This is a genomic window from Bradyrhizobium sp. CCBAU 45389 (genome assembly GCF_028128625.1).
Classification (GTDB): Bacteria; Pseudomonadota; Alphaproteobacteria; order Rhizobiales; family Xanthobacteraceae; genus Bradyrhizobium; species Bradyrhizobium liaoningense_B.
Window position 1 is genome coordinate 533,023 of sequence record NZ_LBIY01000097.1, and the last position, 26,591, is coordinate 559,613.

The window sequence follows — 26,591 nt, forward strand, 5'->3', positions numbered from 1 at the left end:
CGCAAGGACGACGGGCCTCGTTGTCCGGTGAGGCTACCAGCGATATCGGCCGGTCAGCGTACCGTTGTTGTTTCCGCCGGGACCGACATCGCCCTGGGTCGAGCTCGGCGTCGGATGGTTGGTGCCGTTGAGCGCGCCATATTGCCCGGTGGCATCCGGGTAGTAGTACGCGCGCGGTTGAGCGGGTTCATAGGCGGGGACGGTGCGGTCCCAGCCGGCCCGCGGCCCGCTCCAATCATAGCCCTGCGCCGATGCCGCGGCTGTGCCGGCGACGAGCGATGCCGTGATCAGGCAGAGGAGTTTTGACTTGTTCTGCATGAGATGCTCCTTGCTTTCCTGTCGGGGCCAACAACCGCGGCAAGGGCGCGTTCCGGACGTATCGGGTGGGAGCGATCAACTCCGATCAACTCGTTATGCATGGCATGCCGGGAACGGAGCGGTTGAAATCGCCGCAAATCGAGGGCGTCTTGCCGCACCGGGTTCCCCGTTAATCCCGTGCCTTAACCAATAATTAATAATACGTTTGCGGCGGGCCGACGGCCCGGCCTAGCGTGCAGTGGGGAGCTATCGCGAAGCCAAACGAGTTGGTGCGTATCATGATGTCCAGATCACATGGCAGATCCCTTGCGGCGCTATTTGCCTCGCTCAGCGCGGCCGCGCTGCTCCTCAGCCCCAGCGACAGTTTTGCCAGACCCGGCGGTGCCGCGCCGCATGGCGTGGCCGGCGCTGCCGTGCCGCCGGCTGCTGTGCGTCCGCCGATCGCGCCTGGGGCGCGCTTCCACCGCCGCAACAATTCCTTCGTCTACTGGCCGGGCGGAGGCGGGTTCTTCTACGACGGTGCGACGTACAGTCAGCCCTTCCTCGATGCCGGACAGCAGCCGCTCTCCAACGACGTGCGCTACACCTACACCTATGACGTGCCCTGGGACTGGGCGCATCGATTTCCGCCCAACGTGGTGCCGTCCGACCGGCCCTATGTGCCGAGCTGCCCGACCGAGCAGGTGACGGTGCCGGGCCGCGGCGGCGGCGAGCACACTGTCAACATCATGCGCTGCTACTGAGCAGAGCTAGCCTAACTCGAAGCTGGTCACACCGAAGACGCGGTCGATCCGTAGCGGCGGGATCGGCCCCGTGTACATCCGCGCCGTCTCGAACACCGGCTTGAGGCCGAGTCCTTCCGCGAGCGCGATCGCCTCGCCATTGACGGCGGGGACATCGAAGAAGATTTCGCCGCCGCCCGTACCCGCCAACAAGGCCTGCATGATCGTGTCCGCCGCCGCGCGGTCGTCGGCGACGAGCGGGCCGATCTTGCAGCCGCTGCGGCACGGGCGGATCACGCCCCATGCGGCGAGCTTGCCGTCACGCATGAGCGCGCGGCCGACATGGCCTGATGTCTCAATCCAGGCGCGCAGGAAGGCGCTGCGTGCCGCGGGAAACACCGTGGCATCGTCCGCCTCCACAAGCGCAAGCGAGACCGTATCGAGTGCAACGACACCGGCGGGCGGCTTCGGCGCGGCGACGATGCCGCCATAGCGGATGTTGGCGTAAGCAAGCTGGAAGCCGGACTTCTTGTAGTTGTCCTGCTGGGCCACGACGCCGTCGAGGCCGATCACGCGGCGGCCTGCATGCGCGATCGCCGCGTTCCAGATCCGCAGGCCGTGGCCTGTGCCGCGAAGGTCGGCGCGTACGATGTAGAAGCCGAGGAAGGCAAAACGGTCATCGTAATTGACGCAGGAGACGGTCGCGACCGGCTCGCCGCCGATCTCGCCGACGAGGAAGCCTTGCGCGTCGGGAACCGCGAAGCAGGCGGCATCCGACAGGCCCGGATTCCAGCCTTCGGCGGCGGCCCAGTCGATGGCGAGGGAAATCTCCTCCGGGCGCAGGTTGCGGATCTGCAATTCGCTCATGACGGATGCCTTCGGACGGTGGACCAGCCGGCAGGTCCGGCGGTAGAAGGCCTCATGATAGGCCGGGCCGGCGGCTCGCCTCAACTCAAGGGATGAACGGTCATGGCAGCAGAGAAGGTCGCACTCGTCACCGCCGGCGGCAGCGGCATGGGAGCGGGCGCTGCGCGGCGTCTGGCGGCGGACGGCTTCCGCGTCGCGATCCTGTCGTCCTCCGGCAAGGGCGAGGCGCTGGCGGCCGAGCTCGGCGGCCTCGGCGTCACCGGCTCCAACAAGTCGAATGACGATCTGAAGCGTCTCGTCGACGGGGCGCTGGCCAAATGGGGCCGCATCGACGTGCTCGTCAACAGCGCGGGGCACGGGCCGCGCGCGCCGATCACGGAGATCACCGACGAGCAGTGGCACACCGGCCTCGACACCTATCTGCTCAATGTGATCCGTCCAACCCGGCTGGTGACGCCGGTGATGCAGGCGCAGAAGGCCGGCGCCATCGTCAACATCTCGACCGCATGGGCATTCGAGCCGAGCGCGATGTTTCCGACCTCCGCGGTGTTCCGCGCAGGCCTTGCCGCCTTCACGAAGATCTTCACCGACGCCCATGCGGCCGACAACATCCGCATGAACAACGTGCTGCCGGGGTGGATCGACAGCCTGCCGCAGCAGGACGCGCGCCGCGACAGCGTGCCGATGCAGCGCTACGGCAAGGTCGAGGAGATCGCCGCGACGATCTCGTTCCTGGCATCCGACGGCGCGGCCTACATCACCGGCCAGAACATCCGCGTCGATGGCGGACTGACGCGCTCGGTCTGAGGCCGCGCGCGGATTCGCTCGCACTTGTCGTGGCGCGCCGACGATTTGCATCGCGCGTCACTGCGGCAGGCGCGATGCGTGGCGCTCAGGTCACACTCGTCACGCGACTTGCGCGATAAGTCACTGATTGCGTCACAGTCCCTACGAACTGCGCAACAGGCCGAGACGCGCGGGCGGTGTTCCGCCTATTCCCGACCTGCGCCGGATGCCTTCCGCCCGCGCGCATTCGAAACGCGAGCTTGTCGCGTGGGCAAGGAGACTGGAATGAAGAAGATTTTGCTGGCGGTCGCATCGCTTGTGCTCGGCACCGCCTCCGTGCAGGCCGCCGATCTCGCGGCGCGCTACACCAAAGCGCCGGTGATGGCGCAGGGCTACGACTGGACCGGCTTCTATGTCGGCGGCACCGTCGGCGGGCAGTGGGGCAGCGCCGATCCCACCACCTCGACCGTATTCTCGCCGACCGGCTATTTCGCCACCACCAGCGTCCCCGCGATCAACACGGTCGGCGCCCAAAGCGTCAACAGCTCCAGCGTCACCGGCGGCTTCACCGCTGGCTACAACTGGCAGATCAACCACGCCGTGCTCGGCCTCGAGGGCGACATCAACTATTTCGGCTTCAAGGGCAGTGCGAGCGGCTCGGCGCTCTATCCCTGCTGCGCGCCGACCGGCTTTACGGTGTCGTCGTCCGTCTCGGCCGACTGGCTCGCGACCATCCGCGGCCGTATCGGCTTCCTCGCGGCTCCGACCTGGCTGCTCTATGCCACGGGCGGTGCGGCCATCGCCGAGGTGAAGGGCAATTTCAACTTCACGGACACCTTCGCGGGCGCGACGGAATCTGCGGCGGTCCGCGATACGCGCGTCGGCTGGACCGCAGGCGTCGGCACCGAATATGCGTTCGGCGGCGGCTGGTCGCTCAAGGCCGAATATCTCCATGTCGATCTCGGCCGGGCCAGCACGACCAGCACGAACCTTGCGGCCTTCGTGCCGGCCATCGCATTCCCGAGCAACGTCTACACCCACTCAGTCGACATCAAGTCGGACATCGTGCGCGTCGGCGTGAACTACAAGTTCGGCGGACCCGTCGTCGCCAGGTACTGAGCTCCATCCCGCTTGCGGATCTGGTGTGGAAAGCCCCGGCCGAGCCGGGGCTTTCTGCTTTTGAGCTCAGCCGCCGTGCGATGCGACCAGATGCGCCAGCGCGGGCAGGATCTTGTAGCGCGCGATCTCGTGCGGATATTCGCCGCGATTGGCGAGCAGCACGATGCCGATCCGCCGCGCCGGCACGAGGCCGAGATAGCCGGAGGCGTTGTTGAGGCCGCCCGGCTTGTCGACGACGGTGACGCCGGGCAGGCGCACGGTCTCCCAGGCCATGCCTTGCCCGAACTTCTCGTCGACGCGGAATGACTCGCGCTGCGTCATCCGCAGCGCCTCGCGCAAATGCGGATCGACCGAGTGGCCGTCGAGACAGGCCGCAACGAAGGTCGAAAGATCCCGCGCAGACGAGAACATCTGGCCGGTGCCGGGAAGGTCAAAATAGCTCTGCTGGTTGCCGATCGGGCCAATCGCTATGCCCTGATCCGAATAGCCCTGGACCACGCGCTGCATCCAGGCCGCCTCCATGACGGCGCGGTTGTCCTCGCCACGCTCGGGCACGAAGGTGGCGGTCATGCCGAGCGGTTTGAGGATGCGCTGCTCGAATAGCGTTGCGATCGGCGTGCGGTAGCAATTTTCGAGCACGAGCTGGAGCAGCACGTAGCCGGCATGGCTGTAGATGCGTTGCTTGCCGGGCTGTTCGCCAGCCTGCGGTTTCCAGGCGTTGAGCATCTCGATGAACTGCGCCCGTGTGAACTGCTCGCTCGGCCAGGGCGGATGATCGGTCGGCAGCAGCAGCCCCGAGGTGTGGGTGACGAGCTCGCCGACAGTGACGCGGCGGATATAGTCGCCATCGAGCTCGGGAAGGTATTTTTGCAGGCGGTCGTCGAGCCGCAGCTCGCCGCGAAGCGTCCTGAGCGCGACCAGCGTCGCCTCGAACGGCTTGCGCAGCGAGGCGAGGTTGAACATCGTGTCCGGCGTCACCGGCCGTCGTGTGGCGTCGTCGGCAAAGCCATAGATGAAGAACTCGACATGGCGGCCGGCATAGAGCGCGGCGGCGAGGCCGCCCGGATGATCTGGCGTTGCGGTCGGCGCCAGCTCGGCGGCGACGATGTCGCGCATCTGCGCGATCATGTCGGAATCCGCGGATGCCTGCCGCGGGCGAAGCGCGATCGCAAGAGGAACGAGCGCAGCCCGGGCGAGCGTTCGCCGGGTGATCGAAGATGAGATGACAATAGGCGGCACGTGCTCTTGATGATTGATGCTTGTGCGCCCCCGACTCTGTTCTAGCGGGGAGGGCGCAAGGTCCCAATTCACGATTGCGCGTTGTGGGTTCCGCATCGAGGGCACGAGGTGTAACTTAGCCGATCAGCTAACAATTGTTGACACCCATCGCTCAAGGTCTTATAGTTAGCTTCATGGCTAACCAATTGAACCGACTCGACCAGGTCTTCGCGGCCCTTGCCGATCCCACGCGGCGGGCGATCGTGATGCGGCTGTGCGCCGGCGAGGCTTCGGTCGGCGAGCTCGCGGATCCCTTCGACATGGCGCTGCCGAGCTTCATGAAACATATCCACGTGCTGGAGACGAGCGGGCTGGTCCAATCCGAGAAATCCGGCCGGGTGCGCACCTGCCGGCTTAGCCCGGACGCACTTGTCGGCGCGGAAGACTGGTTCCAGCAGCAGCGCGCGATCTGGGAGGCGCGGCTCGACCGGTTCGAGGCCTATGTGATGAAGCTGAAGAAGGAGAGGGCGGCCGCCAAGCAGCCGTCGCGGACAATGAAAAAGAAAGGTGCCGAGTCATGACGAATTCTGCCAATCCCGCCCTGTCGCAATGGTCGCTCGACCGCGAGATCGTGATGTCGCGCGTGATCGACGCGCCGCGCGATCTGGTGTTCGAGGCGTGGTCCGACCCGAAGCATCTGCCGCAATGGTTCGGGCCGAAGGGCTTCAAGGTCGAGACCTTCGAGATCGACGTCCGCGTCGGCGGCGTCTGGCGCTTCAACATGATCGGTCCCGACGGCACCGTCTATCCGAACCGGATGCGCTTCCGCCGTATCGAGCGGCCGTCGCTGATGGAGATGGACCACGGTGTCGACCAGGACGACGATCCCGGCATGTTCCGCTTCACCGTCACCTTTGCCGAGCAGAGCAACGGCAAGACGGTGCTGATGATGCGGCAACTGGCTTCGAGCACCGAGCAGCGCGACGGCATGATCGGCTTCGGCGCGGTCGAATACGGCTACCAGACGCTGGACAAGCTGGCGGCGTATGTGGGTGGGATGAAGAGATAAGTCCCCCTCATGATCCCAGGGGCTCCGGATAGGTGTCCCTGGAATCAATTTGAAACGGAGGGAGCGCGGCCGCTTTCGCGATTATGACAGCGCGCAGCGCTATTATGACAGTATCATGACATCGATTTCTATCGCGTCGCGCTACTGAATTATGACAGAATTGCTACCGCTAGATGTCACGTCGATTTAAAGCGGAGCGATTCATCATGTTGCAGTGGCAGGCGCGGTCAAATCCCCTCGCGTGGTGGTGGGGGTCGCTGACGCTCGTCAGTACTGCCAACATTTTCGTCTGGTTCATGCTGTACCGGGAGTTCTACCCGACGGTTGCGGGTAGTATCGGCGGCGGCTCCGACATCGGACTGATGTTCCTGCTCTGCGCCGGCTACGTGTTCGGCTGCGCCTTTCGTTCGGTGCTGCCGCGCGCCGACGTGCAACGCATCTGCCTGTTCGACACCTGGCTGTCGAGCGTCGTCGTCGGCCGCACCGTTGCGACCGTGGCCGAGCTCTGCTTCGTCGCGCAATGGGCGATCATCCTGCATCAGCTGGGTCACATGACCGGCGCGGAAACCGCGGTGAACATCGCGCTCGTGATCGTGCCCATCATCATCATCGCGGAGTGCTTCTCCTGGTACGCGGTGGTGACCACGAACTTCCTCTACAACGCCATCGAGAACTCGCTGTGGGCGGTGACCTTCTTCCTCGCGGGCATCGCGCTATGCCGGCTGATGCCGGAATTCCAGGGCGTGGTGCGCTGGGCGCTGATGTCAGGCATCGTCGGGATCGCCTGCTTCCTCGCCTTCCTCGTCACCGTCGACGTGCCGATGTATCTCAGCCGCTGGCGGGCAGGGCACGCCGAGGGCAACAAGTTCCTCGGCTTCCTCGAAGGCCTGCATGACGTCTCGACGCGATGGGTGGTGACCCACGACATCGCGCACTGGAAGGGCGAGCTGACCTGGATGTTCCTGTATTTCAGTGCAGCCGTCTGGTCGAGCCTTGCGCTCTGCGCGCTCTACGCGATGGAAGGCTATCTGACGCGGTATCTCGCCTGAGCGATCACGCTTCGCCGAGATCGACTTGCGTCAAAAGTCCCTGGCGCAGCGCCAGGCGGACCAGCTCGATGTCGGAGCCGACGCCGAGCTTGTCCTTGATCAGGGAATGCAGGTTCGCCACCGTCTTCGGGCTGACATGCAGCGTCTCCGCGATCTCGTCGGTCGTCCTCTCGGCGAGCAGCAGCCGCAGCACCTCGAACTCGCGCGGCGTCAGCACGTCGGCCGCCGAGCTCTCGCCGGCGAGCCGGCTCAGGGCAAGCTCGTGGTCGATGTCGGGACTGATCGCGATCCTGCCGGCGAGCACGTCCATCACCGCGCGCACCAGCGTCTCGGGCGGGCTGGTCTTGGTGACATAGCCCCTGGCGCCGGCGCGGATCGCCTGCACGGCGAAGCCGGCATTCTGATGCATGGTGAAGACGAGGATCTTTGCACCCTTGTCCCGTTGCCGGATGCGTCTGACGGCCTCGATGCCGCCGATGCCGGGCATGCTCAGGTCCATGATGACGAGATCGGGCGCCTCGGATTTGTACAGCCGGTAGGCCTCCGCGCCGTCAGAGGCTTCTGCGACGACACGCAGGCCCGGCTGCTTCTCGAGCACCGAGCGATAGCCCTCGCGGACGACGGAATGGTCGTCGACCAGCAGGATGGTCGCATCGCCCGCACTCATGCCGCGTGATCCAATAGCTGCCGATCGGCGGCTTCGAGCGGAATGACGACGCGCAGCGCAGTGCCGCCGTTCGGCCCGGCTTCAAAACTCAGCCGGCCGCGCAGCGCGGCGACGCGCTCGCGCATGCCGAGCAGGCCCATGCCCGATTTCGCGGCGGGCTCGTTCGACCGTCCGTCATCGTCGATCGCAAGCGCGATCTCATCGGGTCGCATCGTCAATTCCAGGCTCACCCTGGTGGCGCCGGCGTGCTTGGCGGCGTTGGTGAGGGCCTCCTGCACGATGCGGTAGAGGTTGGCGCTGACCGCGGCCGGCAGGGTCTCGAATGCGCCGTCGAAACGGATCGAAAATCGCGTCTGGCCGCGGCTGCGTCCGTTCCAGCCGGCGACGAGCCCTTCGAGGCTGGCGACGAGCCCGAGCTCCTCGACATCGGGCGGCCGCAGCCGGAACAGTGCACCGCGCAGCGTCTCCATCATGCCGGTTGCGGTCCGCGAAATGCCGTCGCATTCGGACAGCAGGGCCGGGCAGTCCTGCGCGGCGGTTTGGCGGGCCGACGATGCCAGCGCGCGGATGGCGGCCAGCGACTGGCCGAACTCGTCATGCAGCTCGCGGGCGAGATGGCGGCGCTCCTCGTCCTGGAGCGCGATCAGCTTTCGCGTCAGCTCGCTGCGCTCGGCAAGCGCGGTGTCGAGGCTTTCAGCGAGATGGTTGAAGACGTCGCGGATGGCGGAGAGCTCGGCGAGGTCGAAGGGCGGCAGTCGTGTCGTGAGGTCGCCGGCGGCGATGCGTTCGAGACCGGTCCGGATCATGCGGGTCGGGCGCAGTGCGCGCGCCAGTGCCGCGTAGACCAGCACGCAGAGCAGCGGCAATGCGATCGCGAGCGCGAGCATCAAGCGGCCGGCCTCGTGCCAGGCCTCCGCCGTCTGCACCGCCGGATCGACCGACACCACGGTCTCGCCGAGCTTGGTGCCGCGCACGATCACGGGCCGCGCCGCCTCGCGGCCGGGGTCGAACAGGCTGCGGTAGAAGGCGGCGAAGACCTGCGGCGGCGGTTTGGCCGGGGCCGGCGCGCCGCTGCAGAAGCGCTGTTGCATGTCGCCGCCGGGGCCACGGAAGCCCAGGCACAGGCCGGGCGTCATGACGTAGGCGGAAACCGGATCAAGGTTAGGAAAGTCGGAGCGCGGGTTCGCCACCCACTGGACCTTGCCTTGCTGCAGCTCCAGTGATTTCGCCACGATGGCGGCGATGCTGTCGCTGCGCGCATGCGCGGCGCGGTCAGCCGTGACAAGGAAATAGGCGGAGATCGCGGCGAAGCAGGCGGCCGATATGGCGGCCACGTGCAACGTCAGACGGACCTTGAGATCGAATCTCGGACGGTTCCACATCGGGCACCTGATGCGAACGGGTTTGTCGCTTGCGCATTAAACGGCAGAACGCAGGCGGCGGGAAGCGTTCCCGCCGTGCCGCAGTGCAACGTCGTGAAATTTTCCCGGCGTTGGTCGGGACAGTCACGGCTGCGTGGTCTCAGGCTCCCCCGTCAAGATTTACGCGCCGTTCCATCCCACGAGGCATTCATGCACCGCTCCCGGTTGATTCTCGCTGCCATTCTCCTGTTCGTCCTCTCTCATGCGCCGGCCGGTGCCGAGGCCATCGGCGTTGCCATGGACGATTTCAGCTATACCGACACGTCGGCCGAGCCGGCCAACCAGACCGCAGCCCACGAGCGGCGGCTGTCGGCGTTCATGGCTGCGCTCCGGCGGGATGTCAGCGCGGATGGTCGCTACCGGCTCACGCCATCGGCCCAGGACGGAGCAGCGTTCAAGGTCATCGGCGGCATCCAGAAGACCAGCACGCTGGTGCAATGGGCCAAGGTCGCCGTGATCGACGTTGGCGCCAAGAAGCTCGTGATGGACAAGCTCTACACCTTCCGCGGCGACAATGATGAATCCTGGGAGCGCGCCGAGATCTTCGTCTCCCGCGAAGTGATGGCCGCGCTCGCTACGCCCGCGCCAGTCGCGCTGGCGGTGTTCGATTTCGAGCTCGAGGACACCACTGCCGCGTCAGCGGGCGCGTCGGCCACGTCGGATGCGTCATATCTGGCCGAAGTCACCGCCGGTGTGCGCGAGGCGCTCGGCCAGTCCGGCCGCTATCGCGTCGTCGATGTCAGCGGCGAGGCGGGGAAGGTGCAGGCCTTGCGCGACTGTGGCGGCTGCGAGGCCGCGATCGCGCAAAAGCTCGGTGCGGACCAGTCGCTGATCGGTGTGGTGCGGCGGGTCAGCCGCACCGAATACACGCTGGGCTTCCAGCTCCGCGATGCCAACACCGGTGCGGTGCTGGCGCGCGGCGACAGCGGCCTGCGCATGGGCGCAGACTATTCGTGGAAGCGGGGTGCGGTCCGCCTGGTCAGCGACCGGCTGATCGAGAGCCAGGCAAAACCCTAGAAGGTCAGCTGCACCTTCATCGACTGCGAACGGTCGCTGGCGAGCTCGAAGGCGGCGACCGCGTTCTCGAACGGCATGGTCGCCGTGATCAGCGGCTTGACGTCGATCAGGCCTTCGCCCATCAGCCGCACCGCCAGCTCGAACTCGGGATCGAAGCGGAAGGTGCCGCGCAGCTGCAATTCCTTGGCGACGATGGAATTGATCGGCAGCGTCATCTCGCCGCCGAGGCCGAGCTGCACCAGTGTCGCACCGGGCCTGAGCACGTCGAGCGCGGTGCGTAGCGCTGCCTGGTTGCCGGAGGCCTCGAACAGCGTGTCGAACACGCCCTTGCCGGCGCGCCAGGGATCGAGCGCGGTGGCATTGGTCGCGACGTTGATGGCATGCGTGGCGCCGAGCTTTTTGGCAACCGCGAGCGGCGCATCGGCGACATCGGTGACAACGATCTCGGACGCACCGCCAAAGCGCGAGACCAAAATCATCAGCGCGCCGATCGGGCCGCAGCCGGTGATCAGCACGCGCTTGCCGAGCAGGGGGCCGGCCTGCTTGCCGGCATGCAGGCAAACCGCCAGCGGTTCGGCGACCGCAGCTTCCGCCAGCGAGAGCTTGTCCGCGATCGGCACGGCCTGCGTCGCATCGACCGTGATGAATTCGCGAAAGCCGCCCTGCACATGGGGAAAGCGCATCGCGCTGCCGAGGAAGCGCATGTCGAGGCACTGGTTGCGCATGCCCTCCTGGCAATGCAGGCACGCCCCGCACGGCTTGCTCGGATTGACCGCAACGCGGGTGCCGGCCTTCACGCTGGTCACGCCGTCACCGACTGCGGCGACGACGCCGGCGATCTCGTGCCCTAGCGCCATCGGCTGCTGGATCCTCACGACGCCGAAGCCGCCATGATGATAGTAGTGCAGATCGGAGCCGCAGATGCCGCCATTGGCGATCTTGACGCGGACCTCGCCAGGGCCGGGCGCCGGATCGGGGTAGCTGTCGATCCGCAAATCCTTTGGGGCGTGAATGACGACGGCGCGCATGGCTTGCTCCTTCGTTGTCTTGGCGGTCACATCGCGGCGATCATGCCGCCATCGACATAGATGATCTGGCCGTTGACATAGGTGGACGCATCGGAGGCGAGGAAGATCGCCGCGCCGACCAGCTCGTCCGGCTTGCCCCAGCGCTTGGAGGGAATGCGGCCCATCAGCCAGTTGTTGAAATCGGGGTTGTTGACCAGCGCCTCGTTCATGTCGGTCAGCATGTAGCCGGGGCCGATCGCATTGGCCTGGATGCCGTGCTGGGCCCATTCCACCGCCATCGAGCGGGTCAGGTTCTTGATGCCGCCCTTGGCGGCGGTGTAGGGCGCGATGGTGGGGCGCGCGAGCTCGCTGCCGAGCGAGCCGATATTGATGATCTTGCCTCGCTTGCGCGGGATCATGCGCTTGCCGGCCTCGCGGCCGATCACGAAGGCGCTGGTGAGATCGGTCTCGATCACCTTGCGCCATTCGTCGGTAGTGAACTCCGCCAGCGGCTTGCGGTGCTGGATGCCGGCATTGTTGACGAGGATGTCGACCGCGAGGCCTTCGCGGTCGAAACGCTCGAAGGCGGCAACGATCGCGGGCTCGTCGGTGACGTTGAACGCAGCACCCTCGGCCTGATGGCCGGCGGCGCGGAACTCGGCGACGGCCTGCTCGACGCGCTTGGGATCGACGCCGTTGATGATGATTTTGGCGCCGGCCTTGGCCATGCCCTCGGCGATGGCGCGGCCGAGGCCGCGGGAGGAGCCGGTCACGAGCGCGGTGCGGCCGGAGAGATCGAAGAGGGAGGTGCTCATCTCAAGAATTCCTCAGATGTTGGAGCGGCGCACGGTGAGATCGGTGCGCTCGAAGACAGCAGGCAGAAGGTCGACGCCAAGGCCGGGGCCTTCCATCGGGAAGACATAGCCGTCCTTGATCACGGGCATCGTGGTGACGAGCTCATTGTACCAGCCCTTGTAGAAGGCGCGCACGGATTCCTGGATCAAGGTGTTGGGCTGGCTGAACGACATGTGGATGGCCGCGATGAAGCCGATCGGGCCAATACAGTCATGAGGAGCAAAAGGCCGGTGATAGGTCTCGGCCATTGCTGCGATCTTGCGGCCCTCGGTGAGGCCGCCGGTCCAGCACAGGTCCGCCATCACCACATGCATGGCGTCGCGGTCGAGCATGTCCTTGTAGGGGAAGCGCGAGCCCAGCGTCTCGCTGGCGCAGACCCAGACGTCGGTGGAGCGGGCATATTCGGCCAGCGCCTGCGGCGAGTTCATCCGGATCGGGTCTTCGTACCAGGTCGGCTTGTAGGGCTCGAGCGCGCGGGCGATCTGCTTGGCGGTCGGCAGGTTCCACAGCGAATGGAGCTCGACCATGATCTCCATCTTGTCGCCGACGGCCTTGCGGATATTCTCGAACGGCTCGATCGCCTTCTTCATCTGCGCGGCGGTGATGTAGAGGCCCTTGTTTTCCTGCGCCGCCGGATCGAACGGCCAGATCTTCATGGCCGAGATGCCGCTTTCGAGCAGGCTTTCGGCCAGCGCATCGGCGTGGTTCATGAAGCCGTCGAGATCTTCGTAGGGACCTTTGGACGCGCCGAGATTCCAGTTCGCGACCGGGCTGATATTGGTCGAGCGGACATATTGCGTGCCGGCGCAGGTGTTGTAGATGCGCTGCTTGTCGCGGCAGAGGCCGCCGAGCATCTGGTGCACCGGCTGATTGCAGACCTTGCCGAACAGGTCCCACAGCGCGATGTCGATCGCGGAGGCCGCGCGATATTCGACGCCGGTTGAGGACTGCGCCATCGGCAGGTTCAGCATGTCGCGATGGATCGCCTCGATGTGCAGCGGATTGCGGCCGAGCAGGCGGCCGGCAAAGGTGTCGTGGATCTGCGCCTCGACCGCGCCCGCGCCATAGAAGGTCTCGCCGAGACCGATCAGACCAGTGTCGGTGTGGATACGCACCCAGATGACGTTGGAAAATTCCTCGGTACGCAGCGTCTCGATCGACGTGATCTTCACAGCAACTCTCCTCCCATCGAAAGGCGCTTCGCGCCCGACGTCTCATTTTGCATTGCAGCATGCTGCAGGTCGTGCGGGAGTCTTACGCCTGCTTGTAATATATCACAACATGTTTTAAGGGTGCCACAAACAAGGCGCCACCCTGCAAACGAGAGCGCGGGCTGACGGGAGAGGACGACATGGCACGGCGCAAGCGCGCGCTCGAGGTGGTGAGACACGATGACGGCGAGGGTAGGCCCTCCCGCCGCAACCGTCTCAACTTCTTCGAGCTGGCCTATCAGAGGATCGAGGAACTGCTCGTTCATTGCGAGCTCAAGCCCGGACAATTCATGACGATGCTGGAATTGCAGCAGATCACCGGCTTCGGGCGCACGCCAGTGCATCACGCCGTCAATCGTCTCTCCGCCGATACGCTCATCATCATCCGCCCGCGTCACGGCCTGCATATCGCGCCGATCGATCTCGCGCGCGAGCGCATGCTGCTGGGCCTGCGCCGCGACATGGAGCGTTTTGTCATTCGCCTCGCGGCGGATCGCGCCAGCCTTTCCCACCGCAATCAGGCTCTGCACATCGAGCGTTTGCTGCGCGAACGTCGCTCCAGCCTGACCCTCGACGAATTCAACAGCATTGATCGCCGCATCGATGCACTGGTGCTGGAAGCCGCCGGCGAGCCGTTCCTGGTGCATACGCTGCGGCCGCTGCACACGCTGTATCGCCGCATCGGCTACATCCACCACCGCTTCATGCCGGGGCAGGCCGATCTGTCGGGCACGATCGATCATCATCTCGCCATTCTCAGTGCAGTCGCCAGCCGCCGCGTCGAGGAGGCCGTAAAAGCCAGCGATGCGCTGATCGACTACATGGGCGAGATGTTCACGGGCATGGAGGCGGGGATTGATCCGCGCCTGCTCGATTGCAGCATCGAGCCGCTGCTCGGCGCGTAGAAAGCTTTGAAGAGAGGACCAGACATGCAGACAATGGCCATGCCACAACCGACCGCGAGCGAGGCCGCGGTCCGCTACCTCATTACGAACTACAGCCCCAAGGGCAACAAGGTCGGCTGGCTGATGATGGCCTCGATCCTGGTGGAGGCCTGGGATCTCTACTCGATCGCCTTCGTGCTGATCTTCATCAAGGAGCAGTACAATCCCACTGCACTGATGCTGGGCCTTGCTGCCGCGGGCACGCAGGGCGGCGCCCTGATCGGCGCGCTGCTCGGCGGCTGGCTCTCGGACAAGATCGGCCGTCGCGTCATGTTCCTGGCGACGATGGTGCTGTTCATCGTGCTGGCGCTGGCGCAGGCCTTTGTACCCGATATCACCTGGCTGATCGTGATCCGCTTCCTGCTCGGCATTCCGCTCGGCTCTGATATCTCGACCGGCTACACCTACATCATGGAATCCATGGCCAAGGGTGAACGCGAGGTGATGGGCAACCGCTGGCAGTTCATGTTCGCCGTCGGCGAGGTCCTCACCATCGGCGTCATCGTCATCTTCCTCCTGATCGACATGCAGCACGAGATGCTGTGGCGCGTGACGCTCGGCCTCGGCGCGGTGCCGGCGCTGATCATCCTGATCATGCGCCACGACGTGCCGGAGACGGCGGTGTGGCTGGTGCAGAAGGGGCGCTACCGCGAGGCCAAGCAGGTCGCGCGCGAGATGTTCAACGACAATCTCGACATGCTGCCCGACCAGGACGTCGAGGTGCCGAAGGTCTCGACCCGTGCCTTCCTCGCCGACCTCAAGAAGGACCCGATCCGCTGGCGCGCCACGCTGTATGGCTGGATTGCCTGTTTCGTGCAGGCCAGCGAATTCTCGACCTTCGCGTTCTACCTGCCGGTGCTCTTCGTCATGGTCGGCGTATCGAGCGTGCTCGGCATCAATCTGGTGACGATGGCACTGTTCTCCTTCGCCGCATTGTCGGGCTGGGTTGGTCCGCTGCTGACGCCGAAGATCGGCCACCGCGGCATCTCGATCGCGGGCTTCGCGATCGTGCTGGCCGCGTTGCTGGTCGCCGCCTTCGCGCTCTACACCGACAACAAGATCCTGTTGCCGTTCGCGGCGGCCGCCATGCTGTGGGGCCATTATTGGGACGCGTCGAACTGCATGACGATCCCGACCATGGTCGCCAAGCCGAAATATCGCGGCACCGCCAGCGGCTTCGCCTACATGTTCGTGAAGCTGCCGTCGTTCCTGGCGATCTTCCTGTTTCCGACGGTGTTCGCCGCGATCGGGCAGGCGAACGCCACGCTGATGGTCGCGATCTTCCCGCTGATCGGATTGCTCGCCGCAATCTTCATCCTGCCGGAAGTCTACGGCTACGAGAACGACTGACGCTTTGCCCGGTCGCGGCCTTGTGGCCGCGACCGGGCTTCGTCCGCTACGGGCTGAGGAAGACGGGATCGATCCCGGCGCCATGGCCGAGCAGGCCGATCGCCTGAAGCTGGGCGCTGTGCAGGTCGATCTGTACGATGGCGAACAGGGTCAGCAGCACCACGACGGAGAAGACGAGCAGGTGATGCGACCTCTCTTCGGCGGGCGCGATGAAGCTCAGAATTTCGCGGCGCAGGGAGAAGCCCCGCGGCAGCGCCTTTGATTGAATCTGCATGATGAACCTTCCTTGCCGCGGCCTATCTGAAGCACGCGGCAAGTGAACTCTAGCCGCGGTCGCGCCGCCGGCATTGATGCACCGCAAATAACCGCGGTTAATTCGCGGCTGCTACCTGATTGCCGCCGCCAGCGCCGCGATCAGAGCGGGCGGCGTCACCAAGATCCCGAGCTTGAGGAACGGCCAGGCGCTGAGCTCGATCTTCTCCCGCCGGAGCGCAACCAGCCAGAGGATGGTGGCGAGCGATCCTGTCACCGACATGTTCGGTCCGAGATCGACGCCGATCAGGATCGCGCTGATGACCGGGGCCGGCAGATGATCGCTGGCGGCAACCGAGCCGGCGATCAGGCCGACTGGAAGATTGTTGGCGATATTGTCGGCGATGGCGGTAGCGATGCCGACGCTCCACGCGGCGTGGGACACCGATTGTGCGACGGCCTGATGCAGCAGCGCGGTGAGCTGCCCGATCACGCCGGTCTTGATCAGCGCTTCCACCATGACGAAGAGTCCGCCGACCAGCGGCAGCACGCTCCACGACACGCCCCGCAGCACCGGCAGCGGGGACTGATTGCTGAGCAGCAGCACGAGCGCGGCCGTCACCACGCCGCAGATGAAGGTCGGCAGGCCCAGTTGCTTGTCCAGCGCTGAGGCCGTGACCAGCACGACGCCGATCGCGACGATGCCTATTGCGGTGAGCTTGCCGCCGCGGCCGAGCTTTGGATGCGGCACGCTGCGGGCGATGGTCTCTTCCTTGAGCGCGCGGTGCTGGGTCAGGCGCAGCACGACATAGGTGAGCAGGATCGAGGCCGCCGAGGGCAGGGCGAACAGGCGCAGCCATTCGGTCAAATGCGGCATGCGCGCGCCGAACACGACGAGATTGGCGGGATTGGAGATCGGCAAGACGAAGCTTGCGGCATTGGCAATGAAGGCGCAGACGAAGAGATAAGGCAGCGGTTTCGCGCCGGCCGCGCGCGTCGCCGCATAGACGGCCGGCGTCAGCACGATCGCGGTGGCATCGTTGGACAGCAGAACGGTCACGACCGTGCCGACGATATAGATCAGCAGGAACAGCCGCTGCGGCGACCCATCTGCATATTCCACCGCGAGTGCGGCGAGATAGTCGAACAGGCCCTCGAGCCGGGCGAGTTCGGCGATCAGCATCATGCCGATCAGGAAGAGATAAACGTCGAGGCCCTTCTCGATGCCGGCAAGCGCATCCTGCCACGGAAGCAAACCGAGCAGGACGAGAGCGCCGGCGCCGATGACCGCCCAGATCGCCTCGGGCAGGCGGAAGGGGCGGATGATGACGCCTGCGGTCGCAAGCACAATGATGCTCCAGGCCCAGATGGCGTCAGACGGCACGTTTAGTCCTCAATGTGGAACGGGTTCATTCGGCAGCGATATCCGATGTCGGCGGCGCTGTCTTCCCCTGCGGCCGCAAGGCGCCATGCCGCGTCTCGGGCAGGGCGAGGAGGCAGATGACGGCGCCGATCGCCGCGATCAGACCGAGCGTGATGAAGGCCGCACTGTAGCCCGCGCCGACCACGACGAAGCCGGCGAGCGCTGTCGACAGCGCAGCTCCGATGCCCTGAGCGGTGATGACTGCGCCCTGCGCGATGTTGAAGCGCCCGGTGTTGCGCATGAGGTCGGCGACGATGACGGGGAAGATGGCGCCGAAGATGCCGGCGCCGACGCCGTCGAGAAGCTGCACGCCGACCAGCCAGAACGGATTGTCGGAGAGTGTGTAGAGCGCGCCGCGAACAGGCAGGATCAGGAGTGCCGCGAGGAAGAAGCGCTTGTGTCCCCACCGGTCGGCCCTTGCGCCGACCAGCATCGCGAACGGCACCATCACCAGTTGCGCCGCGACGATGCAGGCCGACATCAGGCTGGTGCCCATGTTCTTGTCCTGGAGTGCGAGCTTCTGTCCGACCAGTGGCAGCATGGCTGCGTTGGAGAGATGGAAGAGCAGGACGCAGATCGCGAACACGAGCAGGGGGCGGCAGGTCAGCAGAACGGCGAGGCCCGAGGGTTGCTCCTGCTGGCTGTCGCCATCGGCATCGTGCAGTCCGCGGGCGAGGTCGTGGTCGATGGCCTGCTCGGGGATGGCGACAATGCTGACGAGGCTTGCGATCGCCATGGCGCCGAGCAGGTAGAACACGACGGTCGGTCCGAACCAATAGGCGGAGGGCCCGGCAAGCCCCGCCGCGACCGCGTTGCCGGCGTGATTGAATGTCTCGTTACGGCCAATCCGCCGGGTAAAGGCGGCGTGGCCGAAGATGCCGAGCGAGACGGCTGCAATCGCCGGCGGAAAGATCACGGCGGCGGCCTGTGCTATTCCTTGCGAGATCGCGACCGACAGAAAGCCGGGAAGCAAAGGCAGTGACAGCGAGGCTGCTGTCACCATGATGGCGGCGACAACCATCACGGCTCGCTTCGCGTGCGTCACGTCGACCAGCGCGCCGGCCGGCGTCTGCGCTACGATGCCGGCAATGGTCGCGATCGACATCACGAGGCCGATGCGGGCCTCGTCCCAGCGCTGCTCGGTGAGGAGATAGACGGCGAGATAAGGACCGAGCCCGTCGCGAACGTCTGCAAGAAAGAAATTGGCCGCATCCAGCGCTCGGCCGGCGCGCCTTGTCTGATCGGGGTCCTGGCTCGACATCGGGGTCTCGATCGAGGCTCAAATTCGCAACTGGCTGCAACCTTCGCGCGGCAACCTTCGCGGCCTTTGCCTGGTTCCGCGCAGCGGTGGCGCGCTCCTCAAAACTTGATCGCCAAAAGCACCGCGCCAGCGCCGATCATGGCGATGCCGAGCCAGCCCTGGGCCGTTGGACGTTCGCCGAGAAAGGCGAAGGCGAACAATGCGACCAGGACGACGCTGAGCTTGTCGATCGGCGCGACCAGCGTTGCGGGGCCAAGCTTCAGCGCGCGGAAATAGCAGAGCCATGAGGCGCCGGTTGCAAGTCCCGACAACACCAGGAACAGCCAGGTCTTCGAGGAGACCGCCGAGGGCACGACGAATTGTCCGGTGAAGAACAGCAGCACCGAGAAGGCGAGCAGCACCACGATGGTGCGGATGAAGGTGGCGAGATCAGGATTGATGTTCTCGACGCCGACCTTGGCGAAGATCGCGGTCAGCGCCGCAAAGCAGGCGGAAAGAAGCGCCCAGGTCTGCCAGGCGGAGAGGAGGGCGGGTTTCATGGGAGACTCTGTTGTACCGGCAACTGTAGCCTAACACTCAATCGTCGTCCCGGCCTAGCGCGCAAGGGCGCGCGGGGGGGGCGGGACCCATAACCAGGAAAAGGTGTTTGGCGAAGAACGACGTTGTCTGTGCCACAAGAGAGATCACGCGGTATGGGTCCCGGCCTTCGCCGGGACGACCGTGGAGAGACGTCACCTTGCCACCGACAGCTTCTCCGTGATCGCCTTACGCAGGATGCGCGAGAGCGATTCCACCGAATACGGCTTCTGGATCAGCTCGAAGCCGCGATGGGCGTTTTCGGCGAGGACGTTGCTGTAGCCGGAGGTGAGCACGACGGGCAGGCCCGGATAGCGCTCGCGGATGATTCCGGCGAGCTCGACCCCGTTCATGCCGGGCATGATGACGTCGGAGAAGACGAGGTCGACGGCGAATTCGTTCTCGCCGAGGATCGCGAGAGCCGCGTTGGCGTTGGCGACGCGGCGGACGACATAGCCGAGGTCTTCCAGAAGCTCGGTCGAGAACTGGCCGACATCGTCATTGTCCTCGACCACGAGCACGCGGTAGCCGCGCCCGGTAGTCGCGGCCTCGCCGGTTAGCGCCGCGGCCTCCTTCTCGGCGGTGGGGCTTTGAGCCTGCGGCAGGTAGATGGTGAAGGTCGCGCCTTCGCCCTGCGTGCTCGTCACCGCAATGTCGCCCTCGGACTGCTTGGCGAAGCCGAACGCCTGGCTGAGCCCGAGGCCGGTGCCCTTGCCGACCTCCTTGGTGGTGAAGAACGGTTCGAAGATGGAGTGGAGATGTTCCGGCGGGATGCCGCTGCCGGTATCAGCGACCGAGATCGCGACATAGTCGCCGCCACGTGCCGACTGCGCGCGCAGGCTCGGAATCCCCTGGACCTTGCGGACCGCGATGGTGAGGCGGCCTTCGCTCTCCATGGCGTCGCGGGCGTTGATGGCGAGGTTGATCAACGCGGTCTCGAACTGTGCGACGTCGGCGACCGTGAAGCAATCCGTGTCCTGGATCTCGACGCTGATCTCGATGCGGCCGCCGACCAGAGGCCGGACCAGTTGCGCAACACCCTCGACCTGGCTGCCGACATTGAAGATCTGCGGCTTCAGCGGCTGCCGGCGGGCGAAGGCCAGGAGCTGGGCGGTCAGCTTCGAGGCGCGCTCGACAGTGTCGGAGATCGCGTCGACATAGCGGCGGCGGCGCTCTTCCGGCAGCTCGCGCCGGCGCAGGAAGTCGGTCGCCGAACGGATGATGGTCAGGAGGTTGTTGAAGTCGTGCGCGACGCCGCCGGTAAGCTGGCCGATCGCCTCCATCTTCTGCGACTGCCGCAGCGCCTCCTCGCCGAGGCGGCGCTCGGTGATGTCGACGGCCTCGGGCACCGCGCCGGTGATGTTGCCGTGGCGGTCGAGCACGGGGCGCATGCCGAAGTCGAAATCGCGTTCGCCGATCGGCAGGCGCAGTCGCATCTCCAGCCGCACCGCTTCGCCATTGAGGACGGTCCTGAAGGCCTCGCGCGCGACATCGCTCATGCCAGGCGTTGCCGTGAACCAAGGCGTGTCCCAGAACGGCTTGCCGATGACATCCCGCGCTTCGGCGTTGATGCCGTCGAGTGCGGTCTTGTTGGCGTAGAGCAGCTCGCCCTTGAGATCGACCAGGCCCTGATACTGGTTGCTGGTCTCCAGGATCGCGCGCAACCGGGCCTCGTTGGATTCGAGCTCTGCGGTGCGCTCGGCGATGCGTTCCTCCAGCGTCTCGTTGAGCCGCCGGAGCTCGATCTCGGCCTGCTTGGCGACGGTGATGTCGTGGGCGACGCCGATGAAGCCGATATGCTTGCCGGTCGGATCCCAGCGCGGCTGCGATTCCGAGCGCAGCCAGCGCCATTCGCCGCTGGCGTTCCGGTAGCGCGCTTCCAGCACGAAGGGTTTCAGCGAGGCTTCGCCTTGCACCGATTGCTGCAGCACATGCGGCAGGTCGTCCGGATGCAGCACCTTGCGCCAGTCGAAATCGATGGCCTGGTCATAGGGCAGGCCGACGAAGTCGACATAGGCCTGGTTGGCGAAGGAGCGCTTGCGGTCGAGCTTCGTGACCCAGATCGGCACCGGCGCGCTGTCGGCGATCAGCCGGAAGCGCTCCTCGCTCTCCCGCAGCGTCTCGCGCGCCAGCATCTGGTCGGTGATGTCGATGTGGGCGCCGCCGAGGCGGATGGCACGGCCGTCCTTGTCGCGCTCGAACTTGGCGACGACCCGGATCCAGCGGGTCTCGCCGTCGCTCGGACGGATGATGCGGTATTCGGCGGTGTAATCCTCGCTGGTCCCGGAAAGCGCTTCGAAGAAGTGTTTCACCGCCGCGTCGCGGTCATCAGGATGGATACGGTTGACCCAGTCCTCGTGCGTCTCGTCGGCAGCCTCCGGCGGCAGGCCGTGGATCATCAGATATTCCGGCGAGCGGCGGTTCTTGAAGCCGTCGCGGAAGTCGACCTCGAGGCCGCCGACCTTGCCGATGCGTTGGATGCGCGCGAGCTCGGCCTCGCGCTCCTGGAGCACGCGATAGGCGTTGTCGCGCTCGCGCGCGACGTCTTCGAGGTGCTGGCGCAGCCTTTCGGCGGCGATGGTCTCGGGCAAAGGATCGTTCAAGGCGTCGGCCGTTGTCATGCGGGTGCGCACGTGCCGGACTGATATTCACACAGACGGAGCGCGATGGCCATTGCTTAGAGGAAATTGACTGTCTGGAAGGACCCGCGGCCAGCCAGAAGGCGGGAAAATGCGGTCAACCAACGCCCGCTCTGGCAATTTGTTCCTGATATTGGAACGATGCGGCTGCGGACGCGTCTTCGCGAGGCGCCACAACCTCCATTCATAAGACTCCCTTTTCGAAGAGGCTAAACCTTGAAGCTCTTTGTCTGTCAGTCCTGTGGCAATGTCCTCTATTTCGAGAACCGCGCCTGCGGACGTTGCGGTCACCGCGTCGCCTTCCTCCCGGAGAAGGAGACGATGTCGGCGCTCGAGCCCGACGGAGAGGCTCAAAGCGGGACTTGGACGACCCTGGCCGACAAGGGCAGGGGACGCATGCTGTGCCGCAATTCCGAGTACGACGCCTGCAACTGGCTGACCGACACCGGCGACGGAAACGGCTATTGCCGCGCCTGTCGCCACAACGGCATGGTGCCGGACCTGTCGGACCCCGCGCAGCTCGGCGGCTGGCGCGAGCTGGAGGTGGCAAAACACCGGCTGTTCTACTCCTTGATCCGCTGGAAGCTGCCGCTCCAGAACCGTCAGGACAATCCCGAGCACGGCCTGATCTTCAACTTCCTCGCCGACGATCCGAACAGCGGCACGAGGATCATGACCGGCCATGACAACGGCCTGATCACGATCGCGCTGACCGAGGCCGACGACATCGAGCGCGAGCGACGCCGGTTGGAGATGGGCGAGCCTTACCGGACCCTGCTCGGGCATTTCCGCCACGAGGTCGGACATTACTTCTGGGACGTACTGGTTCAGGGCGGCGGCAAGCTCGACGAATGCCGCGCGGTCTTCGGCGACGATACGGCCGATTACGGCCAGGCCCTGCAGCGCCACTACGCCGAAGGCGCCCCGGCCGACTGGCAGCAGAACTACGTCTCGGCCTATGCCACGACACATCCTTGGGAAGACTTCGCCGAGACCTGGGCGCACTACCTCCACATCGTCGACACCCTGGAGATGGCCTCCGAGTTCGGCATGGAGGTGCGCCCGAAGGTGGATCGCGACGGGGAGTTGACGGCGCGCATCCGCTTCAACCCGTACGAGGCAAGGGACGTCCAGGCGCTCATCGACGCATGGCTGCCCTTCACCTTCGCCATGAACAGCGTCAACCGGGCCATGGGCCTGCGCGACCTCTATCCCTTCATCCTGTCGCCGGCGGTGGTCGGCAAACTGGGCTTCATTCACGGCCTGGTCCGGGACGCGGCCAAGGCGGGGAAGGCCTAGGCCCTCCCAAGGGCTCCTCACGCCTGTTTCGGTCTTGCGCTGGTACGCCAGAAGGGCCTGGATTTAGACCGTTGCCTCCGGCCCATTTTGCTGTACCACGGGAGCCACACGGCCCGTCCCATAGGCCCCAACGGCCGGGGAAGGGTCCCGCCCAAGGTCGAGACTCAAGAAAAGCATGTTCAAACGCATTCTGATCGCCAATCGCGGCGAAATCGCCTGCCGGGTCATCAAGACTGCCCGCAAGATGGGAATTCAAACGGTTGCGGTCTATTCCGAGGCCGACCGCGATGCCCTCCATGTCGAGATGGCCGATGAGGCGGTGCTGATCGGCCCGCCGGCCGCGGCCGAGAGCTATCTGGTGATCGAGAAGATCGTGGAGGCCTGCCGCAAGACGGGCGCCGAGGCCGTGCATCCCGGCTACGGCTTCCTGTCCGAGCGCGAGGCGTTTCCGCGCGCGCTGGAAGCCGCCGGCATCGTCTTCATCGGCCCGAACCCCGGCGCGATCGCCGCAATGGGTGACAAGATCGAGTCCAAGAAGGCCGCCGCAAAAGCAAAAGTCTCGACCGTGCCGGGCTATCTCGGCGTCATCGAGGACGACAAGCACGCGGTCCGCATCGCCGACGAGATCGGCTACCCCGTCATGATCAAGGCCTCCGCCGGCGGCGGCGGCAAGGGCATGCGCATCGCGCACTCGAAGGCCGAGGTCGCGGAAGGCTTCAACCTCGCCAAGGCCGAGGCCAAGGCCTCGTTCGGCGACGACCGCGTCTTCGTCGAGAAGTTCATCGTCGATCCCCGCCACATCGAGATCCAGGTGCTGGGCGACAAGCACGGCAACGTGATCTATCTCGGCGAGCGCGAATGCTCGATCCAGCGCCGCAACCAGAAGGTCATCGAGGAGGCGCCGTCGCCGCTGCTCGACGAAGCCACCCGCCGCAAGATGGGCGAGCAGGCGGTCGCGCTGGCCAAGGCCGTGAACTACGATTCCGCCGGCACCGTCGAATTCGTCGCCGGCCAGGACAAGAGCTTCTACTTTCTGGAGATGAACACGCGTCTCCAGGTCGAGCATCCCGTCACCGAGCTCGTCACCGGCATCGACCTCGTCGAGCAGATGATCCGCGTCGCGGCCGGTGAGAAGCTCGCCATCGCGCAGAAGGACGTCACGCTCACCGGCTGGGCCGTGGAATCGCGCCTCTACGCCGAAGATCCGTTCCGCAACTTCCTGCCCTCGATCGGGCGTCTCGTGAAGTATCGCCCGCCGGCGGAAGCCAGCCAGGACGGCATCACCATCCGCAACGACACCGGCGTGCAGGAAGGCGGCGAGATCTCGATCCATTACGATCCGATGATCGCCAAGCTCGTCACCCACGCGCCGTCGCGTGCGGCCGCGATCGAGGCCCAGGCCACCGCTCTGGACTCGTTCTATGTCGACGGCATCAGGCACAACATCCCGTTCCTGTCGGCCTTGATGCATCATCCGCGCTGGCGCGAGGGAAGGCTGTCGACTGGCTTCATCGCCGAGGAATTCCCCAAGGGCTTTGCGGTGCGCGTGCCCGAAGGCGAGGTCGCGCGGCGGATCGCCGCCGTCGGCGCCGCCATCGATCACGTGCTCGGCGAGCGCAAGCGGCAGATCTCGGGCCAGATGGGCGGGCGCGTCGTGCAGCGCGAACGCCGCCGCGCGGTGTGGCTCGACCGCCAGGAAATCCAGCTCGAGGTCGGACGTGAGGGTGATGCGATCGCGATCCGCTTCGTCGATGCCGAGGGCAAGGCCGGCAATCCGCATCTGCTGCAGTCGCCGTGGAAGCCGGGCGATCCGGTCTGGCAGGGCACGATCGACGGCCACTTCGTCGCGGTGCAGGCGCGCCCGATCGCCAACGGCATTCGCCTCGCGCATCAGGGCGTCGAGGTGCCGGTCTATGTCTGGACCGAGACGGAAGCGACGTCTGCCCGGCTGATGCCGGTGACGGCGGCTTCCGACACCGGCAAGAAGCTGCTCTGTCCGATGCCGGGCCTCGTCGTCTCGATCGCGGTGAGCGAGGGGCAGGAGGTCAAGGCCGGCGAGACGCTCGCCGTGGTCGAGGCCATGAAGATGCAGAACGTGCTGCGCGCCGAGCAGGACGGCACCGTGAAGAAGATCCACGCCAACGCCGGCGCGACGCTCGCGGTGGACGCGCTGATTTTGGAGTTTGCGTAAGGTGTGAGTGGGGCTCTCGCCGGGCCCCACGAACACCGTCATTGCGAGCGCAGCGAAGCAATCCAGACTGCCTCTGCGGAAACACTCTGGATTGCTTCGCTTCGCTCGCAATGACGGAGTATGCTGCGGCCTCCGTGACTTAACCGAGACAGCACCATGGCCTTTCGTTCCCGCCGCGAGAAACTGCGCTCCATCCTGTCGGGCGCAACTTGTGTCCATCCCGGCTCGGTCTATGACGCGATCTCGATCCGGATCGCCGAGGATCTCGGCTTTCCCCTCGGCATGTTCGGCGGCTCGGTGGCGTCGCTCGCCGTGCTCGGCGACCCCGATATCACCCTGATCACGCTCACCGAGCTTTGCGAGCAGATGCGGCGGATGTCGCGGGCCTCCACGCTGCCCGTGCTGGTCGATGCCGATCACGGCTACGGCAATGCGCTCAACGTGCGCCGCACGGTGCAGGAGCTGGAGACCGCCGGTGCTGCCGGCCTCACCATCGAGGACACATTGCTGCCGGCCGCCTTCGGTGAAGCGAAGACTCAGTTGATCTCGCTGGAGGAGGGCGTCGGCAAGATGAAGGCCGCGCTCAGCGGCCGCAGCGATCCGTCGCTGGTCATCATGGGCCGCACCGGTGCTGCCTCGATCACCTCGATCGAGGATGCGGTCCGCCGTGCCAAGGCCTATGAGGCCACCGGTGTCGATGCGCTGTTCTTCACCGGCATCAAGTCGCGTGCCGAGCTGGAAGCGGTCGTATCGGCGACGCGCCTGCCGATCGTGCTCGGCGGCGCGCCGGAGGAGCTGAGCGCGCTCGACTATCTTGCCTCCCAGCGCGTGCGCATCGCGCTCCAGGGTCATGCGCCGATCGGCGCGGCGACGCAGGCCGTCCACGACACGCTGAAGGCGCTCCGCGAAGGCACGTTGCCGAAGGCACTCAAGGGCCTGGCTTCCGCCGAGCTGACAGGCCGGGTCATGCGGGAGGCCGAGACGAAGGCGCGCAGCGCCGATGTTCTCGGGCTGAAGACATGAGCCGGGCGATCCTCCAGGTCATGATCCGCGGCCGCGTCCAGGGCGTCGGCTATCGCGCCTGGGTCGAATACCAGGCCACTACGAGCGGGCTCGAAGGCTGGGTCCGCAATCGCCGCGACGGCAGCGTCGAGGCGCTGTTCGCGGGCGCGCCGAACCACGTCGCCGACATGGTCGCGTTGTGCCGCCACGGTCCGCCATCCTCGCGCGTCGACAGCGTCACCAGCGAGACCGCAAGCGTGGATGAGCTGAATCTGCGCAGGGCAGGGGAAGCATTCTCGGTGTTGCCTACGGTGTAGGTCGGTCTGTT

Annotated in this window: 27 protein-coding genes; 13 read left to right on the forward strand and 14 right to left on the reverse strand. The window is 65.6% G+C overall.

All coding sequences use genetic code 11. The features are described from left to right. Window positions 1-33: 33 nt before the first annotated feature. Complete coding sequence (locus XH79_RS35505) at window positions 34-318, reverse strand: hypothetical protein (RefSeq protein ID WP_271584682.1); 285 nt, start codon at window positions 316-318, stop codon at window positions 34-36. Window positions 319-596: 278 nt separating this feature from the next. On the opposite strand from XH79_RS35505, the gene XH79_RS35510 reads away from it, so the two are divergent. Continuing rightward, on the forward strand, window positions 597-1,061 hold the full coding sequence (locus tag XH79_RS35510) for a hypothetical protein (protein ID WP_271584683.1): 465 nt from the start codon (window positions 597-599) through the stop codon (window positions 1,059-1,061). A 6-nt stretch (window positions 1,062-1,067) separates the two neighbouring features. Here XH79_RS35510 and XH79_RS35515 read toward each other — a convergent pair whose 3' ends face one another. Continuing rightward, window positions 1,068-1,907 carry a GNAT family N-acetyltransferase gene (locus tag XH79_RS35515; RefSeq protein WP_271584684.1) on the reverse strand — a complete coding sequence of 280 codons (840 nt, stop codon included), beginning with the start codon at window positions 1,905-1,907 and terminating at the stop codon, window positions 1,068-1,070. A gap of 102 nt (window positions 1,908-2,009) precedes the next feature. Here XH79_RS35515 and XH79_RS35520 point away from each other — a divergent pair, with 102 nt between their 5' ends. Together XH79_RS35520 and XH79_RS35525 are read left to right on the forward strand one after the other, a co-directional pair. Further along, window positions 2,010-2,714, forward strand: a complete 705-nt coding sequence (locus tag XH79_RS35520) for an SDR family oxidoreductase (RefSeq protein WP_271584685.1) — start codon at window positions 2,010-2,012, stop codon at window positions 2,712-2,714. A gap of 264 nt (window positions 2,715-2,978) precedes the next feature. Further along, window positions 2,979-3,812 carry an outer membrane protein gene (locus XH79_RS35525; protein WP_212345765.1) on the forward strand — a complete coding sequence of 278 codons (834 nt, stop codon included), beginning with the start codon at window positions 2,979-2,981 and terminating at the stop codon, window positions 3,810-3,812. A 66-nt stretch (window positions 3,813-3,878) separates the two neighbouring features. On the opposite strand, the gene XH79_RS35530 is transcribed toward XH79_RS35525, so the two are convergent. Beyond that, a complete protein-coding gene (locus tag XH79_RS35530; RefSeq protein WP_271584686.1) occupies window positions 3,879-4,940 on the reverse strand; it encodes a serine hydrolase in 1,062 nt (353 codons plus the stop codon). Window positions 4,941-5,224: 284 nt separating this feature from the next. Here XH79_RS35530 and XH79_RS35535 point away from each other — a divergent pair, with 284 nt between their 5' ends. The 3 genes from XH79_RS35535 to XH79_RS35545 all read left to right on the forward strand — a co-directional run bounded on the left by XH79_RS35535 (window position 5,225) and on the right by XH79_RS35545 (window position 7,148). Beyond that, window positions 5,225-5,611: an ArsR/SmtB family transcription factor gene (locus XH79_RS35535; RefSeq protein WP_212345759.1), complete on the forward strand. Its 387-nt coding sequence runs from the start codon at window positions 5,225-5,227 to the stop codon at window positions 5,609-5,611. Continuing rightward, window positions 5,608-6,099: an SRPBCC family protein gene (locus XH79_RS35540; protein WP_212345758.1), complete on the forward strand. Its 492-nt coding sequence runs from the start codon at window positions 5,608-5,610 to the stop codon at window positions 6,097-6,099. The genes XH79_RS35535 and XH79_RS35540 overlap by 4 nt, the downstream gene beginning before the upstream one ends. A 206-nt stretch (window positions 6,100-6,305) precedes the next feature. Then, entirely contained in the window at window positions 6,306-7,148 is an 843-nt protein-coding gene (locus XH79_RS35545; protein WP_212345756.1) for a hypothetical protein, read from the forward strand. A gap of 4 nt (window positions 7,149-7,152) precedes the next feature. Here the strand turns inward: XH79_RS35545 and XH79_RS35550 are convergent, their stop codons facing one another. Beyond that, window positions 7,153-7,815 carry a response regulator gene (locus XH79_RS35550; RefSeq protein WP_183245131.1) on the reverse strand — a complete coding sequence of 221 codons (663 nt, stop codon included), beginning with the start codon at window positions 7,813-7,815 and terminating at the stop codon, window positions 7,153-7,155. Then, entirely contained in the window at window positions 7,812-9,197 is a 1,386-nt protein-coding gene (locus XH79_RS35555) for a sensor histidine kinase (protein ID WP_212345754.1), read from the reverse strand. The genes XH79_RS35550 and XH79_RS35555 overlap by 4 nt, the downstream gene beginning before the upstream one ends. 189 nt (window positions 9,198-9,386) lie before the next feature. On the opposite strand from XH79_RS35555, the gene XH79_RS35560 reads away from it, so the two are divergent. Beyond that, the gene (locus XH79_RS35560; protein ID WP_212345752.1) at window positions 9,387-10,253 is read left to right on the forward strand and encodes a DUF3280 domain-containing protein; all 867 of its coding nucleotides are present in this window, start codon (window positions 9,387-9,389) and stop codon (window positions 10,251-10,253) included. Here the strand turns inward: XH79_RS35560 and XH79_RS35565 are convergent. The 4 genes from XH79_RS35565 to XH79_RS35580 are packed head-to-tail and all read right to left on the reverse strand — an operon-like array spanning window position 10,250 to window position 13,592. After that, window positions 10,250-11,281 carry an L-idonate 5-dehydrogenase gene (locus tag XH79_RS35565; RefSeq protein WP_271584687.1) on the reverse strand — a complete coding sequence of 344 codons (1,032 nt, stop codon included), beginning with the start codon at window positions 11,279-11,281 and terminating at the stop codon, window positions 10,250-10,252. The genes XH79_RS35560 and XH79_RS35565 overlap by 4 nt on opposite strands. Before the next feature lie 26 nt (window positions 11,282-11,307). Continuing rightward, a complete protein-coding gene (locus XH79_RS35570) occupies window positions 11,308-12,075 on the reverse strand; it encodes a glucose 1-dehydrogenase (protein WP_063682865.1) in 768 nt (255 codons plus the stop codon). Between the two features lie 12 nt (window positions 12,076-12,087). Continuing rightward, window positions 12,088-13,287 (reverse strand): mandelate racemase/muconate lactonizing enzyme family protein, encoded by a 1,200-nt coding sequence (locus tag XH79_RS35575; protein WP_271584688.1) that lies wholly within the window; start codon window positions 13,285-13,287, stop codon window positions 12,088-12,090. Next, complete coding sequence (locus XH79_RS35580) at window positions 13,284-13,592, reverse strand: hypothetical protein (protein ID WP_271584689.1); 309 nt, start codon at window positions 13,590-13,592, stop codon at window positions 13,284-13,286. The genes XH79_RS35575 and XH79_RS35580 overlap by 4 nt, the downstream gene beginning before the upstream one ends. A 24-nt stretch (window positions 13,593-13,616) precedes the next feature. On the opposite strand from XH79_RS35580, the gene XH79_RS35585 reads away from it, so the two are divergent. Together XH79_RS35585 and XH79_RS35590 are read left to right on the forward strand one after the other, a co-directional pair. Continuing rightward, the gene (locus tag XH79_RS35585; protein WP_271584690.1) at window positions 13,617-14,231 is read left to right on the forward strand and encodes a GntR family transcriptional regulator; all 615 of its coding nucleotides are present in this window, start codon (window positions 13,617-13,619) and stop codon (window positions 14,229-14,231) included. A 24-nt stretch (window positions 14,232-14,255) separates the two neighbouring features. Next, on the forward strand, window positions 14,256-15,620 hold the full coding sequence (locus XH79_RS35590) for an MFS transporter (protein WP_212345739.1): 1,365 nt from the start codon (window positions 14,256-14,258) through the stop codon (window positions 15,618-15,620). Between the two features lie 46 nt (window positions 15,621-15,666). Here the strand turns inward: XH79_RS35590 and XH79_RS35595 are convergent, their stop codons facing one another. The 5 genes from XH79_RS35595 to XH79_RS35615 all read right to left on the reverse strand — a co-directional run bounded on the left by XH79_RS35595 (window position 15,667) and on the right by XH79_RS35615 (window position 21,765). Further along, window positions 15,667-15,894, reverse strand: a complete 228-nt coding sequence (locus XH79_RS35595) for a hypothetical protein (protein WP_271584691.1) — start codon at window positions 15,892-15,894, stop codon at window positions 15,667-15,669. Between the two features lie 111 nt (window positions 15,895-16,005). Further along, entirely contained in the window at window positions 16,006-17,256 is a 1,251-nt protein-coding gene (locus tag XH79_RS35600) for an arsenic transporter (protein ID WP_271584692.1), read from the reverse strand. 25 nt (window positions 17,257-17,281) lie between these two features. Continuing rightward, the gene (locus XH79_RS35605) at window positions 17,282-18,556 is read right to left on the reverse strand and encodes an MFS transporter (protein ID WP_271584693.1); all 1,275 of its coding nucleotides are present in this window, start codon (window positions 18,554-18,556) and stop codon (window positions 17,282-17,284) included. Window positions 18,557-18,654: 98 nt separating this feature from the next. Continuing rightward, window positions 18,655-19,095 (reverse strand): EamA family transporter, encoded by a 441-nt coding sequence (locus XH79_RS35610; RefSeq protein WP_271584694.1) that lies wholly within the window; start codon window positions 19,093-19,095, stop codon window positions 18,655-18,657. Between the two features lie 192 nt (window positions 19,096-19,287). Next, window positions 19,288-21,765 (reverse strand): PAS domain S-box protein, encoded by a 2,478-nt coding sequence (locus XH79_RS35615; protein ID WP_271584695.1) that lies wholly within the window; start codon window positions 21,763-21,765, stop codon window positions 19,288-19,290. 222 nt (window positions 21,766-21,987) lie between these two features. Here XH79_RS35615 and XH79_RS35620 point away from each other — a divergent pair, with 222 nt between their 5' ends. The 4 genes from XH79_RS35620 (at window position 21,988) to XH79_RS35635 (ending at window position 26,580) form a co-directional block, all read left to right on the forward strand. Then, complete coding sequence (locus tag XH79_RS35620; RefSeq protein WP_212335767.1) at window positions 21,988-23,070, forward strand: zinc-binding metallopeptidase family protein; 1,083 nt, start codon at window positions 21,988-21,990, stop codon at window positions 23,068-23,070. Between the two features lie 175 nt (window positions 23,071-23,245). Continuing rightward, the gene (locus tag XH79_RS35625; protein ID WP_271584696.1) at window positions 23,246-25,261 is read left to right on the forward strand and encodes an acetyl-CoA carboxylase biotin carboxylase subunit; all 2,016 of its coding nucleotides are present in this window, start codon (window positions 23,246-23,248) and stop codon (window positions 25,259-25,261) included. Window positions 25,262-25,417: 156 nt separating this feature from the next. Beyond that, window positions 25,418-26,284 (forward strand): isocitrate lyase/PEP mutase family protein, encoded by an 867-nt coding sequence (locus XH79_RS35630; RefSeq protein ID WP_271584697.1) that lies wholly within the window; start codon window positions 25,418-25,420, stop codon window positions 26,282-26,284. Next, window positions 26,281-26,580 carry an acylphosphatase gene (locus XH79_RS35635; RefSeq protein ID WP_211402379.1) on the forward strand — a complete coding sequence of 100 codons (300 nt, stop codon included), beginning with the start codon at window positions 26,281-26,283 and terminating at the stop codon, window positions 26,578-26,580. The genes XH79_RS35630 and XH79_RS35635 overlap by 4 nt, the downstream gene beginning before the upstream one ends. Window positions 26,581-26,591: the final 11 nt, after the last annotated feature.